This is a genomic window from Streptomyces sp. HNM0574 (assembly GCF_012726235.1).
Lineage (GTDB): Bacteria > Actinomycetota > Actinomycetes > Streptomycetales > Streptomycetaceae > Streptomyces.
Map to the genome: position 1 here is coordinate 230598 of NZ_JAASAH010000002.1, position 14444 is coordinate 245041.

General features: G+C 72.4%; 14 protein-coding genes and 1 pseudogene. 8 read left to right on the top strand and 7 right to left on the bottom strand.

From position 1 onward, the window contains the following. Positions 1–28 precede the first annotated feature (28 nt). A pseudogene (locus tag HCC30_RS28400) lies at positions 29–268 on the bottom strand (hypothetical protein); the annotation flags it as partial. A gap of 1280 nt (positions 269–1548) precedes the next feature. Here HCC30_RS28400 and HCC30_RS04625 point away from each other — a divergent pair. Then, complete coding sequence (locus HCC30_RS04625; protein ID WP_169440703.1) at positions 1549–1860, top strand: hypothetical protein; 312 nt, start codon at positions 1549–1551, stop codon at positions 1858–1860. A 103-nt stretch (positions 1861–1963) separates the two neighbouring features. Here HCC30_RS04625 and HCC30_RS04630 read toward each other — a convergent pair whose 3' ends face one another. Both HCC30_RS04630 and HCC30_RS04635 read right to left on the bottom strand, forming a co-directional pair. Then, positions 1964–2623 carry an RDD family protein gene (locus HCC30_RS04630; protein ID WP_169440704.1) on the bottom strand — a complete coding sequence of 220 codons (660 nt, stop codon included), beginning with the start codon at positions 2621–2623 and terminating at the stop codon, positions 1964–1966. Positions 2624–2731: 108 nt separating this feature from the next. After that, a complete protein-coding gene (locus HCC30_RS04635; protein ID WP_169440705.1) occupies positions 2732–4246 on the bottom strand; it encodes an RDD family protein in 1515 nt (504 codons plus the stop codon). Positions 4247–4528: 282 nt separating this feature from the next. On the opposite strand from HCC30_RS04635, the gene HCC30_RS04640 reads away from it, so the two are divergent. Next, complete coding sequence (locus HCC30_RS04640; protein ID WP_169440706.1) at positions 4529–5005, top strand: SsgA family sporulation/cell division regulator; 477 nt, start codon at positions 4529–4531, stop codon at positions 5003–5005. 145 nt (positions 5006–5150) lie between these two features. Continuing rightward, a complete protein-coding gene (locus HCC30_RS04645; RefSeq protein WP_169440707.1) occupies positions 5151–5654 on the top strand; it encodes a hypothetical protein in 504 nt (167 codons plus the stop codon). A 51-nt stretch (positions 5655–5705) separates the two neighbouring features. Here HCC30_RS04645 and HCC30_RS04650 read toward each other — a convergent pair whose 3' ends face one another. Beyond that, positions 5706–7073: an FAD-linked oxidase C-terminal domain-containing protein gene (locus HCC30_RS04650; protein WP_169440708.1), complete on the bottom strand. Its 1368-nt coding sequence runs from the start codon at positions 7071–7073 to the stop codon at positions 5706–5708. 82 nt (positions 7074–7155) lie between these two features. Further along, complete coding sequence (hppD, locus tag HCC30_RS04655) at positions 7156–8301, bottom strand: 4-hydroxyphenylpyruvate dioxygenase (protein WP_169440709.1); 1146 nt, start codon at positions 8299–8301, stop codon at positions 7156–7158. A 134-nt stretch (positions 8302–8435) separates the two neighbouring features. On the opposite strand from hppD, the gene HCC30_RS04660 reads away from it, so the two are divergent. Genes HCC30_RS04660 through HCC30_RS04680 form a run of 5 tightly spaced genes read left to right on the top strand, consistent with a single transcriptional unit; the run spans position 8436 to position 12778 of the window. Next, a complete protein-coding gene (locus HCC30_RS04660; RefSeq protein WP_169440710.1) occupies positions 8436–8990 on the top strand; it encodes an Lrp/AsnC family transcriptional regulator in 555 nt (184 codons plus the stop codon). A 54-nt stretch (positions 8991–9044) separates the two neighbouring features. Beyond that, positions 9045–9692, top strand: coding sequence for an ABC transporter permease (locus tag HCC30_RS04665; protein WP_169440711.1), 648 nt, complete (start codon positions 9045–9047; stop codon positions 9690–9692). Further along, on the top strand, positions 9685–10947 hold the full coding sequence (locus HCC30_RS04670) for a betaine/proline/choline family ABC transporter ATP-binding protein (RefSeq protein WP_169440712.1): 1263 nt from the start codon (positions 9685–9687) through the stop codon (positions 10945–10947). Before HCC30_RS04665 ends, HCC30_RS04670 begins: the two co-directional genes overlap by 8 nt. After that, a complete protein-coding gene (locus HCC30_RS04675; RefSeq protein WP_169440713.1) occupies positions 10944–11789 on the top strand; it encodes an ABC transporter permease in 846 nt (281 codons plus the stop codon). Before HCC30_RS04670 ends, HCC30_RS04675 begins: the two co-directional genes overlap by 4 nt. Further along, positions 11789–12778 (top strand): glycine betaine ABC transporter substrate-binding protein, encoded by a 990-nt coding sequence (locus HCC30_RS04680; protein ID WP_169440714.1) that lies wholly within the window; start codon positions 11789–11791, stop codon positions 12776–12778. The genes HCC30_RS04675 and HCC30_RS04680 overlap by 1 nt, the downstream gene beginning before the upstream one ends. Positions 12779–12804: 26 nt before the next feature. On the opposite strand, the gene HCC30_RS04685 is transcribed toward HCC30_RS04680, so the two are convergent. After that, a complete protein-coding gene (locus HCC30_RS04685; protein WP_240979352.1) occupies positions 12805–13581 on the bottom strand; it encodes a S16 family serine protease in 777 nt (258 codons plus the stop codon). A 92-nt stretch (positions 13582–13673) separates the two neighbouring features. Next, entirely contained in the window at positions 13674–14315 is a 642-nt protein-coding gene (locus HCC30_RS04690; protein WP_169440715.1) for a helix-turn-helix domain-containing protein, read from the bottom strand. Between the last annotated feature and the right edge of the window lie 129 nt (positions 14316–14444).

Genomic DNA, 14444 nt, shown 5'->3' on the forward strand with positions numbered 1-14444 from the left:
GGGCGCCGCTGTCGTGCTCAGCTACCGGTCACGCGGTGCGGGCGCGAGGGCCCCCGGGATGCAGGAGTGCGGCGATGGGACGCCAGGACTCGCGGTCGTCGAGCGGTACCGCGCGCCACACCAGCCCCTCGGGGTGGTGCAGGACGGCGGTCACCTCGTCCGCGGTCGGCGGCTCGGTGTTCCCGTTGAGATAGACGGAACGCAGGCCCAGGTTCCGGATCCGGGTGAGGGCGCGCGCCCGGTTGAGCGCGTGCACCAGGACGCGTACGCGCGGCGGCTCGTCGGCGCCGCGGCGGCAGGCGCCGGCGGCGCGGACGGTGTGTGCCTCGTCCGCGTGCGCGGACCAGCGCCGTGGCGCGTACGCCTCCTCGGCCCGGCGGGAACGCGCTGGTCGTGGGCGGTCCGGGCCCGGGAACAGGCCCCTGCCGATGCCGCTGGTCATGCGGCCGGGCGTCGGGCCGGTCGCGCCCGCCACCTCGGCGTAGGGCCTCGGGATGGTCAGCGCGACGATCACGCTGCCGTCCGGAAGCTGGACGAATCCACCTCTGGTCATGATCAACATCTCCCCCGCGAGACTGGTAGCTGACGGGCCGACGGAAAGACCCGCAAGAGGCATCTAAACCCGCCGACGCGTCGACCGCCAGGGGGGTAACGGCCGATCATGTTTTGACCTGCAACGATGCAAATTAATTCCTTCCCGGGTTCACCTGATGAGTGATCGTATGCCCGGTACTCGTCATCTCACCGGCTGTGACATGACCGTCCGGGGAGCTGACTCCTGACGCCCGGATTGCCGTTCTTGCACCTTATTTCCCTGTCCGCGTCTTATAGGTGCTATGCGTCAACCGCCCGGAAGGCGGGGCGAGTTCGGGCGCCCGGAGGCGGTGGGGCGTCCGGCTCCGTGCGGCCTTCCGACGAGGCCCGTGAGCGCCGTCACAGGGGTGGCGGTGGGGTGCGTCCGGCCCGGCGGGGAGCGGTTCGGGGCGACGTGGCGGCGGGACGGACGGGTGCGTTCCGGCTGCGGGGCCAACGACGGGGCGGAGGGCGGCACTTGGGCACGGAGGGGCGATGCCCCGTCCGCCCTCGGCGCCTCTGAGACGGGCTCGCGTGGGGCCCATCGCCCCTCCCCCGCACCGGAGTTGACCCCCGGGGCCCGGCGGGGGCGCACCGGCGCGCGCATCGGGCCGCGCGGCTCTCCGTGGCCGGGTGCGCCGCCCGTCGCATCGCGGTTGCGAACAATCGATTCTGCGTCGCGAACTCCCCGACCCCGCCCCGGAGATCACCGGCGATCACCCAAGGGACGAGTGGTGCGGGTGGTGCGCGCCGCGCTCAAGTCACCTGTGGTGTCCGCCAGTTGGGACAGGACGGCGGCGTGAGGGGTCGTGTGCGACTGTGCGCCCCCTGTGCACCTGAGCCGTGCGGCAGCTCACGCTTACCGTGGTTTTCGCCCGGGCATTCCGCACCGTAGAGTCGTTCGATGGCGCACGGTTTGTACCGAGTCGATCGACCAGCTCACCACCGACCACATCTCTGAGGACGGATTCCGCCATGCCGCGTCCGACTCCTGCACAGCTCGCCTACGGTTCGGCCACCGTCATCTGTTCGGCACTGGCCATGCTGCTGCTCACGGAGACACAGTCGGGCCCCGGCGTCGTGGCGATCGCCTGCGTGGCGCTGGCGCTCGGCCTGGGCACCGCGCTCGGCGTACCCCGCCTCCGTGCCGCCCGCTCGACGCCCGCCCCGCGCCCCGCCGCGGCCAGGGCCCCGTACCGCGCCCAGGCCACCGTCACGGCGCCCGCGCCGAGTGCCGCCGGCCCCGAGGCGCCCCGCCGCGTCCCCGAGGCGACGCTGCATCACTGAGCGCGGCCAACAGCCCAGCGGTCACCGCGAGTTGGAGCACGCACGAGGGCGGTGCCACTCCGGTCGACCGGAGTGGCACCGCCCTCGTGCTGCCCGGGAGCCGTCAGGGCGTGGCGACGACCACCGTCTTCGCGGCCTTGTCGTGGACGCACTGCTGGTACGGCTTGTCCCAGGTGCAGAAGAGGACGTTGACCAGCCAGAAGAGGAAGCCGATGCACGGGACCAGCGGCGGCACCTGGTAGACGACGGCCCGGACCCAGCCCGGACTCCCCTGCGGTACAGCCCCGTTGGAGAGCATCGCGACCCGGATGCGCATCGCCTTCTTGCCGAGCGTCTGGCCGTCGCGGGTCAGCATGATGCCCTCGTAGATGAGGTAGACGAGGGTGTAGACGCCGCCCTGGGCCGCCGAGTCGTCGGTGTCGTTCCAGTCGTAGCCGCCCTGGATCAGGCCCATCACGATGCCGACCGGGATGCCGATGATCAGCGCGTCGATGATGCGGGCGAGCAGCCGCTTGCCGCGCGAGGCGAGCGGCGGCATGCCGGCGAGCGGGTCGGCCGCGCCGCCCCGGTCCCCGTACGGGTTGTCGTAGGGCCCGCCGCCGTACGGGCCGCCGCCCGGGGGCGGTGGGCCGCCGCCGTAGGGGTCGCCGCCGGGCGGCGGGGGCGGCGGGGCGCTGCCGTAGGGCGAGCCGCTGCCGGAGGGCGGCGGTTCCGAGTGGCCTGGCTTCCGGAAGGGGTCGTTCTCGGGCTGCTCCGTACTCATGGCCCGAGTGGAGCGCGGGGCAGGGGACCTCGCACGTCGCGTGTGCCGTTGGAGCGACCCGCTGCCCCGTCCGGCCCACGGGCGGGGCGGACGGGGCGCTGCCGGACGTCAGAGGCCGAGGCCGCCCGGGGACGGGCCGCCGCTGTCGGTGGCCACGAAGGTCTTGGCCACCTTGTCGTGCCAGCACTGGCGCCACGGCCGGTCGAAGAGGCACCAGGCGGCGTTCACCACGCCGACGACGACGAGCGAGAGCCCGCCGTACACCAGCCAGCGCAGCAGCGCCGGGACGAACTCCGGCTTGTCCTGCGCCTCGACGCTCAGCACCCGCAGCCCGAAGAGCTTCTTGCCGAGCGTGCGGCCCCAACGGGCCGTCGGCAGCACCTCGTAGAGCAGGCCGAAGACGAGCAGGACGCCGAGGACGACGGCGAGGTAGCCGCCCGTCGTGCCGTCGATCAGCCAGACCTGCTCGGTCTCGCCGGACAGCTCGACGGCGCGCATCTTCTGCTCGATGTGCTCCATCCCGGCCGTGACGAGCGGGAAGGCGACGGCGCCGGCGACGGCCGAGGTGATCACCGCGTCCACCAGCCGGGCCGCGAAGCGCTTGCCGAGCCCGGCGGGACGTTCCTGCCTGCTCGCCGCCTCCAGGAACGGGTCGGAGACCGGCGGACGCCACGGAACCGCGCCCTCCGGACCGGGACCGCCCTGCCCGCCCGGGAAGCCGCCTGCCCCCGGGCCCTGCGCCAGGTCGTGCACCTGCTGGGCCCAGCCGGGCGACTGCTCCGGCACGCCCTGCTGCGGCCCGGGGTGACCGGGGCCCGGCTGGTGCTGAGCCGGCAGGCCCGGCTGCCCCGGCCCCTGCTGCCCGGGAAGCCCCGGCGCGGGCTGGGCCTGGCCCGGCACACCGGGGGCGCCGGGCTGCGGCTGCTGCGGCGCCTGCCCCGAGTTGGGGAGCGGCTGCGGGTCCTGGAAGTTCTGCGGGGCCGCCGGGGGGCCGGACTGCCGGGGCGGCAGGTCGGTGCGGCGGAGGCCGACGGTGTGGTCGGGCACGGCGGAGGCGCCACCCTCCGAACGGCCGCCCTCCGCCTCGCCCTTGAGCGCCGCGGGGCTCACCGCGCGCATCTGGAACGTGCCGTCCCGGGCCGCGCGGCCGCCCTGCTGCGCCTCCTCGGCCGGGGCGCCCTGGCCCTCGGGCCGGCCGTCCTGGCCCCAGGAGACGCGGTTGCCGCCCTGGCCCGGCAGGCCCGCCTGGCGGTTGGCGTCGGCCTGCCAGGCCGGTGCCGAACCGTCGGGCTGCGCCGGCGCCTGGCCCGCGGGAGCGCCGGTGGACTGCTGCGGTACGGACGCGCCCTGTCCCGCCGCCTGGCCCGCGACCTCGTCGAGGAAGACGGGACCTGTCTCCTCGGCGGGGGCCGGTTCGGCGGCGGTGGGGGCCGGGGGCGCCGCGGCCGAAGCGGCGGCCGAGGGCGGCGGGGGCAGCTCCTCGCCCTCACGGGGCTCGGGCCGGCTCGTACCGGGCACCCAGGCCGAACCGTTCCAGTAGCGGATGTATCCGGGAATGGAAGGGTCCGGATAGTAACCGGCAGTGGGGCTTCCGCTGGCGGATCCTGAGGATGGCGCGCTCATGATGTCCGGGTCCCGTATCTGTTCGACCGTGGTGTCGGCGTTTGTATCGGTATGAGGTGCGTGGGGGCAGCGGCAGCGCGGCGGGGTCGGAACACCACCGTGTGGCGCAAGGGTCCACATCTACCAGACGGCGGCGACAGCTTGCCCGCCTCTGTCGCACGCACGCGTACTTCAACGCGAAAAGAAATCTGCCGAAAGGTGTGTAAGGAAGTGCCGACAACGCGCTCTCCCCCTGTGTACGCCGCCGTTGGCGGAACGGAAGTCCGTGAAGGAGCGCAGCACATGCACACCGTCATCGAACGTGAGCTGGAGATCCAGCTGGTGCTCTCGCCGGAGCGCAGCATCCCCGTGCCGGCCCGGCTCACCTACCGCCCCGAGGACCCCTACGCCGTCCACATCGCCTTCCACGTCGGCTCCGAGGCGCCCGTCCACTGGACGTTCGCGCGGGAGTTGCTCGTCGAGGGGGTCTTCCGGCCCTGCGGCCAGGGGGACGTGCGGGTGTGGCCGACGAAGTCCGGCTCGCGCAGCATCATCTGCGTGGCGCTCTCCTCCCCCGACGGCGACGCCCTGCTGGAGGCGCCGGCCGGCGCGGTCTCGGCCTGGCTGGAGCGCACGCTGCGGATCGTGGCCCCCGGCACGGAGCACGAACGGCTGGGAATCGACGAGGCGTTGGGCAAGCTGCTCACGCCCACCCCGAGCGACGACCTCTACCTGCGGGACCCGTGGCCGTCCGACGAGACCGGCGAGACGCAGGGCTGAGGTGCCGCACCGCGCACGCGGGGCCGCCGCCCCGGACGCGGCACGGCACCGGCACACAGGAAGATCACGGGACGAGCCACTCGTATCGATGAAGAATCCATGGATTCCCGGGCGAGAGAGACGAAAATCCGCCACCATTTCAGCCATGCCACACGACCAGCACCCGCAGCGGACAACGGGGTCCGCCGGTACGGCCGTTGAAGAGGGTGACGTGATGCGCGAGCGCGCGTGGGAGCCCGGGACGGACCCGGCCTCCGGGGGACCCCTGTCCGCCGGGTCCCCCGAAGGACCGCTGCCGGTCGGGGAACAGCCCGGCGCGGAGGACGAGTTGATCCGGGACGGGGACGGCGTCCGGCTGAGCGTCGGGATGCATCTCGCCGATCTGGCGGAGCGGCTCGACCCCGACACCTTCACCCTGTTCCTGAAGATCATGGGTGGCCTGGGGCGGGCCTTCGCGCAGCGCAACCAGCAGGTCGACGTCGAGATGACGCCCGCCGAACGCGCCCTGTACACCCCGGAGTTGCAGCGGGAGCTGGTCCGGCTGCTGGAGAAGGCCGGGGTTCCCGCCGAGCACGTCGTCAGCGATCTCGCCGTCGCGGGCTCCGACGGGGAACGTCCCCCGGACCGCGCCCGCCGGAGCCGCGCCTGAGCCCGGACCGGCGGGGGCCCGCGCCCGCGGACGGACGCGAGCGCGCCGCCGTCAGAAGAGCTTGCCCGGGTTCAGCAGGCCCAGCGGGTCGAAGACCTGCTTGATGCCGCGCTGCATCTCCACGTTCACCGGGCCGAGTTCGCGGGCGAGCCACTCCTTCTTCAGAATGCCGACGCCGTGCTCCCCCGTGATGGTGCCGCCCAGTTCGAGGCCGAGCGCCATGATCTCGTCGAAGGACTCGCGGGCGTGCCGCGACTCCTCCTCGTCCGTCGGGTCGAAGCAGACGGTGGGGTGGGTGTTGCCGTCCCCCGCGTGCGCGCAGACGCCGATGGTCAGGCCGTGCTTCTCGGCGATGGCGGCCGTCCCCTTGAGCAGGTCGGCGAGCTTCGAGCGCGGGACGCAGACGTCGTCGATCATCGTCGTCCCCGTCACCGCCTCCAGGGCGACGAGCGCGCTGCGCCGCGCCTGGAGCAGCAGTTCGGACTCCGCGTGCCCCTCGGCCGGTACCACCTCGCTCGCGCCCGCCGCCGCGCACAGTGCGCCGACCGCGGCCAGGTCGGCCGCCGGGTCCGCGGTGTCGAAGGCGGCGAGCAGCAGGGCCTCGGTGGTGTCCGGGAGGCCCATCTTCGTCAGGTCGTTGACGGCGCGGAGGGTGGTGTTGTCCATGAGTTCGAGCAGCGAGGGCACGTGGCCGCTCTCCATGATCCGGCAGACCGCCTCGCAGGCGGCGTCGGTGGAGGGGAACTCGGCGGCCAGCGCGAGCTGTTGCGGCGGTACGGGCTTGAGCGCGAGCACCGCGCGGACGACGATGCCGAGGCTGCCCTCGGCGCCGACGAACAGCCGGGTCAGGTCGTACCCGGCGACGCCCTTGGCGGTGCTGCGCCCGGTGGACATCAGGCGCCCGTCGGGGAGCACCACGTCGAGCCCGAGCACGTACTCGGCGGTGACGCCGTACTTGACGCAGCACAGGCCGCCGGAGCCGGTGCCGATGTTGCCGCCGATGGTGCACTCCTCCCAGCTGGAGGGGTCCGGCGGGTAGGAGAGCCCGTACTCGTTCACGGCGCGGGAGAGGACGGCGTTGACGACCCCGGGCTCGACGACCGCGGTGCGGTTGACGGGGTCGATCTCCAGGATGCGGTCCATGCGGACGAGGGAGAGGACGACGCAGCCCTCGCCGGCGTTGGCCGCGCCGGAGAGGCCGGTGCGGGCGCCCTGCGGGACGACGGGGACGCGGAGCGCCGTCGCGGTGCGCATCACGTGCCGCACCTGGTCGACGGTACGGGGGAGGACGACCGCGGCGGGGGTTCCGGCCTCGCAGAAGCTGGCCATGTCGTGGGCGTAGGACCGGGTGACGTCGGGGTCGGTGAGGACGGCGTCGGCGGGCAGTTCTTCGCGCAGCGCCTCGATCAGCTCGCTCATGCCCACACCCTCGCACCGGCTCGGGGCTTGCGGAAGATCACGGTCAACGCCCGCGGTGGGCACGGGCGTTGACCGTGACGGATCAGAGGTTGCCGCGCTTGTCCTGCTCGCGCTCGATCGCCTCGAAGAGGGCCTTGAAGTTGCCCTTGCCGAAGCCCATGGAGCCGTGCCGCTCGATCATCTCGAAGAACACCGTCGGCCGGTCCTGGACCGGCTTGGTGAAGATCTGCAGCAGGTAGCCGTCCTCGTCCCGGTCGGCGAGGATCTTCAGCTCGCGCAGGGTGTCGATCGGCACCCGGGTGTCGCCGACCCACTCGCCGAGGGTGTCGTAGTACGAGTCGGGCACGTCGAGGAACTGCACGCCGGCGGCGCGCATGGTCCGTACCGTCTCGACGATGTCGTTGGTGGCGAGCGCCATGTGCTGGACGCCGGGGCCGTTGTAGAACTCCAGGTACTCGTCGATCTGCGACTTCTTCTTCGCGATCGCGGGCTCGTTGATGGGGAACTTGACCTTCTTGGTGCCGTCCGCGACGACCTTCGACATCAGCGCGCTGTACTCGGTGGCGATGTCGTCACCGACGAACTCCTTCATGTTGGTGAAGCCCATCACCTTGTTGTAGAAGGCCACCCACTCGTTCATCTTGCCGAGTTCGACGTTGCCGACGCAGTGGTCGATGGCCTGGAAGGTGCGGCGGGCCGGCGGCGCGACGATCGGCTTCGCCGCGGTGAAGCCGGGCAGGTAGGGCCCGTCGTAGCCGGTGCGCTCGACGAGCGTGTGCCGGACGGCCCCGTAGGTGCCGATGGCGGCGAGGACGACGGTGCCGTGCTCGTCCTTCAGCTCGTACGGCTCGGCGACGCCGGTGGCGCCGTGCTCGACGGCGTACTCGTAGGCGGCGCGGGCGTCCGGGACCTCGATGGCGAGGTCGACGACGCCGTCGCCGTGCTCGGCGACGTGCTCGGCGAGGAACCGGCCCCAGTCGGTGGCGGGTTTGATGACGGAGGTGAGGACGAACCGGGCGGAGCCGGATTCGAGGACGTAACTGGCCGTCTCCCGGCTGCCGTTCTCCGGCCCCGAGTAGGCGACGAGCTTCATGCCGAACGCCGTGGAGTAGTAGTGGGCGGCCTGCTTGGCGTTGCCGACGGCGAAGACGACCGCGTCCATCCCCTTGACCGGGAAGGGGTCTGCCTGCCGTGCGGTACCGGGGGTCTCGTGCGTGGTCTCAGTCATAGTCGCAGGCTCCCCCGCTTCCACAAGGTGCGCAATACTTTGCGCATCCACTGGACACCTTGCACAGCAGACCCTGGAATGGGCCGAGCGATCTGTACAAGCTGCGCACAAAGTTGGTTACTGGAGGGCAACCCTTGGGTATTGATCGGCTCGATGCACGACTACTCGAACTCCTCGCGGACGCCCCACGGATCGGGGTGCTGGAGGCGTCCCGCAGGCTCGGGGTCGCCCGCGGCACCGTCCAGGCCCGGCTGGACCGGCTTAAAGCCACCGGAGTGATCCGCGGCTTCGGCCCGGACGTCGACCCGGCGGCGATCGGCTATCCGGTCACCGCCTTCGCCACCCTGGAGATCCGGCAGGGGCAGGGCCCGGACGTCCGGGCGCATCTGGCGACGGTGCCCGAGGTCCTGGAGCTGCACACCACCACCGGCCACGGCGACATGCTGTGCCGCCTCGTCGCCCGCTCCAACGCCGACCTCCAGCGGGTCATCGACCGCGTCGTCGGCTTCGAGGGGATCATGCGCGCCTCCACGGCGATCGTCATGGAGAACCCCGTCCCGCTGCGGATCGTCCCGCTCGTCCGGCAGGCCGCGCGCCTGGCCGACGAGGGCCCCTTCCCCGGGGCGCCCCCCGTGGCACCCCCGCCGCACGGGCCGCTCCACGAGCCGGACGACGAAGCGCCGGAGTGACCCGAGGCCGGGACGGGGTCCGCCACCACCGAACATCCGAGAAGAGAGAGCCGCTTGAGTTTCTGGGAATATCTCGGCGACCGGCATGCCCAGTTGCTGACGGATTCGCTCCAGCACGCGAGCGCGGTCCTGCAATGCATGGCCGCGGCCACCGTCATCGGCGTCCTGCTCGGCGTGCTCACCTACCGCAGCGAATGGGCGGGCAGCCTCGCCACCGCCACCACGGCGACGATCCTGACCGTCCCCTCCCTCGCCCTGATCGGGCTGCTGATCCCCGTCGTCGGCCTCGGCGTGCTGCCCACGGTGGTCGCGCTGACGCTCTACGGGCTGCTGCCGGTGGTGCGGAACGCGATCGTCGGGCTCCGCGGCGTCGATCCGGCGCTGGTGGACGCGGCGCGGGGCATCGGCATGTCCAGGGCCGCGCGGCTGCTCCGGGTCGAACTGCCGCTCGCCTGGCCGCCGATCCTCACCGGCATCCGGGTCTCCACGCAGATGCTGATGGGCATCGCGGCGATCGCCGCCTTCGCCTCGGGCCCCGGGCTCGGCAACCTCATCTTCCGCGGCATCGCCTCGCTCGGCAGCGCCAACGCGCTGAACCAGGTGCTCGCGGGGACGCTCGGCATCGTCGTCCTCGCCCTGCTCTTCGACGCCCTGTACGTCCTCATCGGACGCCTGACCATCCCGAGGGGGATCCGTGCCTGACGCACCGAGCCACGAGCCCGACTCTCCGCATACGCCCGCCGGTTCGCTGACCACCGGCGCCACCATCCGGCTGGAGGGGCTGACCAAGCGGTACCCCGGCAGCGCGGCACCCGCCGTGGACGACGTCTCCATGGAGATCGAGGCGGGCGAGACCGTCGTCTTCGTCGGCCCCTCGGGCTGCGGCAAGTCCACCACGCTGAAGATGATCAACCGGCTGATCGAGCCCACCTCGGGCCGCATCCGGATCGACGACGAGGACGTCACCGACATGGACGCGGTGAAGCTGCGCCGCAAGATCGGGTACGCGATCCAGTCCTCGGGCCTGTTCCCGCACATGACGGTCGGCCAGAACATCGCGCTGGTGCCGAGGATGACCGGATGGTCCAAGCAGCGGACGAAGGAACGCGTCGCCGAGATGCTCGACCTCGTCGGCCTCGACCCGGCCGAGTTCACCGGCCGCTACCCGCGCCAGCTCTCCGGCGGCCAGCAGCAGCGCGTCGGCGTGGCCCGCGCGCTCGCCGCCGACCCTCCGGTGCTGCTGATGGACGAGCCCTTCGGCGCCGTCGACCCGATCACCCGCGACCACCTCCAGGACGAACTGATCCGACTCCAGCGGGAGTTGCGCAAGACCATCGTCTTCGTCACGCACGACTTCGACGAGGCGATCAAGCTCGGCGACCGCATCGCCGTCCTCCGCGAGCGCTCGCACATCGCCCAGTTCGACACCCCCGAGGCGATCCTCACCAACCCGGCCGACGACTTCGTCTCCGGCTTCGTCGGCGCGGGCGCGGCCCTGAAGCGGCTCAACCTCAGCCGCGTACGGGACGTCGCCGTCGTCGACTTCCCCACCGCCTCCGTCGACCAGCCGCTGGCCGAGATCTTCGAGACGCTGCGCTCCGGCTCCACCAACGAGGTGCTGCTGCTCGACCGGAACCGGCGCCCCTACAAGTGGCTGCGCCGCGGCGACGTGATGCGCGCCAAGGGCTCGCTCGCCCGCGCCGGCGCCCTGGTGCACGACACCGTCACCCGGGACGCGACGCTCCGGGACGCCCTGGAGGCGGTGCTGACCGACAACGCCGGACGCGTCGCCGTCACCGGCAGGCGCGGCGAGTACACCGGCGTCGTCGACATGGAGACGCTGATGAACTCGGTGCACGAACTCCTCGACGCGGACCGGATGGACGCCGCCGAGCACCAGCACCGCCTCGCCGAAGCGCAGCACGGCGGCACCTCCTCCCAGGAGGACCCCGCGTGAGCGAACGGACGCAGGAACGCGCGGACCTGGACGCGCGCGACCCGTACGCGGAGGAGGCCCCCGGCGAGCGCGAGCCGGAGACGGGCGGCGCCCGGGGCCCGCTCGGCCGGCTGACCTGGCCCCGGCTCACCCTCGTCCCGTCCGTCGTCGCGCTGGCGCTGCTCGGCACCTGGCTGTGGTTCCGCGACGCCGAGCTGGACTCGATCGCGCGGAACGCGATCGTCTCGGGCAATGTGCCGCTGCGGCTGTGGGAGCACGTCGAACTGACGGCGCTGTCCACCTTCTTCGTGCTGGTCATCGCGATCCCGCTGGGCATCGCGCTGACCCGGAAGCGGCTGCGCGGGGTCACGCCCTTCGCGATGGCCGTGGCCAACCTCGGGCAGGCGGTGCCCTCGCTGGGCCTGCTGGTGCTGCTGGTGTTCTGGATCGGCGTCGGCCCCGGCACGGCCGTCACCGGCATGGTGATCTACGCGGTGCTGCCCGTGCTGGCCAACACCGTCGCCGGGCTGCGGGCCATCGAGCCGGGGCTGGTCGAGGCCGCCAAGGGCATCGGGATGTCCCCGCTCGGGGTGCTCACCAAGGTCGAACTGCCGCTCGCCGTCCCGCTGATCCTCGCCGGGGTGCGCAACGCGCTCGTGCTGAACGTCGGCACGGCGACGCTCGCCACGTTCATCGGCGGCGGCGGGCTCGGCGACCTGATCGCCGCCGGCATCACCAGCCAGCGGATGCCGGTCCTCTTCCTCGGCTCCGTGCTGACCGTCGCGCTGGCCCTGCTCGTCGACTGGCTCGCCTCGCTCGCCGAACTGCTGCTGCGCCCCCGCGGCCTGGAGGGATCGCCCTGATGCGGAAGCACACATCCGTCCGCGCGCTCGCCGCGGGCGCGCTCGCGCTCGTCCTCGGCGGCTGCGGGCTGGTCAGCGGCAGCCCCATGACCGACGAGGTACGGCCCGGCAGCGCGGCCGCCGGCGGCGCGGCGAACCGTCCGCTGGAGGGCGCTCAACTGACCGTCACCTCCAAGGAGTTCACCGAGCAGATCATCCTCGGCCAGATCATGGGCCTGGTGTTCCGGGCCGCCGGTGCCGAGGTCGTGGACCGCACCAGCATCCAGGGCTCGATCGGCGCCCGCGAGGCCGTCAGGTCCGGCGCCGCGGACGCCATGTACGAGTACACCGGCACCAGTTGGATCACCTACCTCGGGCACGCGAAGCCGGTCACCGACCGGCGCGAGCAGTTCGAGGCCGTACGTGCCGAGGACCGGAAGGAGGGCATCAGCTGGCTGGAGCCCTCCACCCTGAACAACACCTACGCGCTGGCCGTGAACCAGAAGGCGCGGAAGAAGTACGGCCTGGAGACGCTCTCCGACGTCGCCGCGCTCTCCCGGAAGAAGCCGGAGGCGATGACGGTGTGCGTGGAGAACGAGTTCGCCTCCCGCGACGACGGTCTCAACGGCATGGTGAAGCGCTACGGCATGAAGCTGCGGCCCGCGAACCTGCACAGGATGAGCGGCGGCCTCGTCTACACGCAGACCGCGAAGGGCTCCCCCTGTACCTTCGGCGAGGTCTTCACCACCGACGGCCGGATCAAGGCGATGAACCTCCATGTCCTGGAGGACGACCGGCACTTCTTCCCCAACTACGACGCCGCCCCCGAGATCCACGCGGCCACCCTGCGCAAGCACCCGGAGATCGCCGAGGTGCTGGCTCCGGTCACCCGCGCGCTGAACAACGAGGAGGCGCAGAAGCTGAACGCCAGGGTCGACGTGGACGGCGAGGACCCGCACACGGTCGCCGAGGAGTGGCTCGTCGACAAGGGCCTGATCCGCGCGGACTGAGCGGAACCTCCAGGGACGGCGGCGGATCAGCAGCTCGGTACGTCGCCGTCCTTCTTCAGCTCGCGGAGCGCGTCCAGCGCGCCGTCCAGCGTCTTGACCGGGATCAGCCGGAGCCCGTCGGGCAGGTTGCTCTGCGCGTCGGAGCACTCGGCCCGCGGGACGAGGAAGGCCGTCGCGCCGTCCCGCTTCGCCGCCTTCGTCTTCAGCGGCACCCCGCCGACCGGGCCGACCTTGCCGTCCTCCGCGATGGTGCCGGTACCGGCGACGGTCTCGCCGCCGGTGAGGTCCTCGCCGCCGGCCTTGCTGATGATCCCGAGGGTGAACAGCAGCCCGGCGCTGGGGCCTCCGACGTCGGCCAGCCGCAGGCTCACGTCCAGATCGGACGTGTGCAGCGCGCGCTGCGCGGCGCGCACCGCGTCGTCCTGCGACTGCTTCATCTCGTCCGCGTTGTGCTTCTTGATCTCCTCGGTGCTGCCTCCGACCGGGTACACCGCGTCCCGCGGCATCACCGCGCGGTCGGTACGGAACCAGCCGCGCACCACGTCGGGCAGCCGGACCGTCGCCTCCGGCGGGGTGGCCGCGATCGTGGTCATCAGCAGCCCCCCGTCGGCCGGGTCGCTCCGCTCCCCCGACGTGCCCTCGACACTGATCACCGGCTTGCCCCGGTTGCTGCCGAGCACGTCGGCGGTGATGCCGGGCTGCGCGAGGGACATCGGCAGCGGCGCGAAGGCGGCCACCGCGAGCAGCGCCACCAGCGGCAGGAAGCAGAGGGCGATCGTGCGGCGGCGGGAGTCGTGGACCAGGCCACGGAGGAAACCGGTGGCGGAGGACGGGGCGGACGTCGGCTTGTCGGGGGACTGGCGCGCAGAGGTCACCCCCGCAATCTAGACGACCGTCACCGAAGGGCTTCGGCCACCTCCCGCGCCGCGCCGACCACCCGCTCCCCCACCTGCGGCGGAACCGAGTCCGCGAGCATCACGACGCCGACGCTGCCCTCGATGCCCGTCACCCCGAGCAGCGGCGCGGCCGCACCGCTGGCGCCCGCCTCCAGCTCGCCGTACGTCAGTTGCACCCCGGGCCCGCCCGGCCCGGGGGCGCGGGCCGCGAGGATGGCGCGTCCGGCGGCGCCCCGGTCCAGGGGGTGCCGGAAGCCGGTGCGGTAGGCGACGTGGTAATCCGTCCAGCTCGGTTCGACGACGGCGACGGCCAGTGCCTCGCTGCCGTCGACCAGGGTGAGATGGGCCGTGGCGCCGACCTCCTCGGCGAGGGAGCGGAGCGCGGGCAGCGCCGCCTCGCGGACGAGCGGCTGCAGCTGTCTGCCCAGGCGCAGCACCCCGAGTCCGACGCGGGCCCGGCCTCCGGCGTCCCGGCGCACCAGCGCGTGCTGCTCCAGAGTGGCGAGCAGCCGGTAGACGACGGTGCGGTTCACGTCGAGCTTGCCCGCGAGTTCCGTCACGGTCAGGCCGTGGTCGGTGTCGGCGAGCAGTTTCAGGACGCGCAGTCCCCGGTCGAGCGTCTGGGAGGTCTCCGCGGTCACGACGCCCCTACCTCCATCCGAAATGGCGGCGCCCCGGCGTGGGGTGCCGGAAGTCGCCGGTCACGGTGGCACCGGCTGCGCTCCGCGGCATTCCTGCCACGGGGCGGATGTGACGGCACACTTAAGCAC

What these genes read in the sequence shown, in the direction of transcription:
- HCC30_RS04625 (WP_169440703.1), top strand. Translation starts at nt 1,549, where the DNA reads ATGCCGCGTCCGACTCCTGCACAGCTCGCCTACGGTTCGGCCACCGTC.
- HCC30_RS04630 (WP_169440704.1), bottom strand. Translation starts at nt 2,623, where the DNA reads ATGAGTACGGAGCAGCCCGAGAACGACCCCTTCCGGAAGCCAGGCCAC.
- HCC30_RS04635 (WP_169440705.1), bottom strand. Translation starts at nt 4,246, where the DNA reads ATGAGCGCGCCATCCTCAGGATCCGCCAGCGGAAGCCCCACTGCCGGT.
- HCC30_RS04640 (WP_169440706.1), top strand. Translation starts at nt 4,529, where the DNA reads ATGCACACCGTCATCGAACGTGAGCTGGAGATCCAGCTGGTGCTCTCG.
- HCC30_RS04645 (WP_169440707.1), top strand. Translation starts at nt 5,151, where the DNA reads ATGCCACACGACCAGCACCCGCAGCGGACAACGGGGTCCGCCGGTACG.
- HCC30_RS04650 (WP_169440708.1), bottom strand. Translation starts at nt 7,073, where the DNA reads ATGAGCGAGCTGATCGAGGCGCTGCGCGAAGAACTGCCCGCCGACGCC.
- hppD (WP_169440709.1), bottom strand. Translation starts at nt 8,301, where the DNA reads ATGACTGAGACCACGCACGAGACCCCCGGTACCGCACGGCAGGCAGAC.
- HCC30_RS04680 (WP_169440714.1), top strand. Translation starts at nt 11,789, where the DNA reads ATGCGGAAGCACACATCCGTCCGCGCGCTCGCCGCGGGCGCGCTCGCG.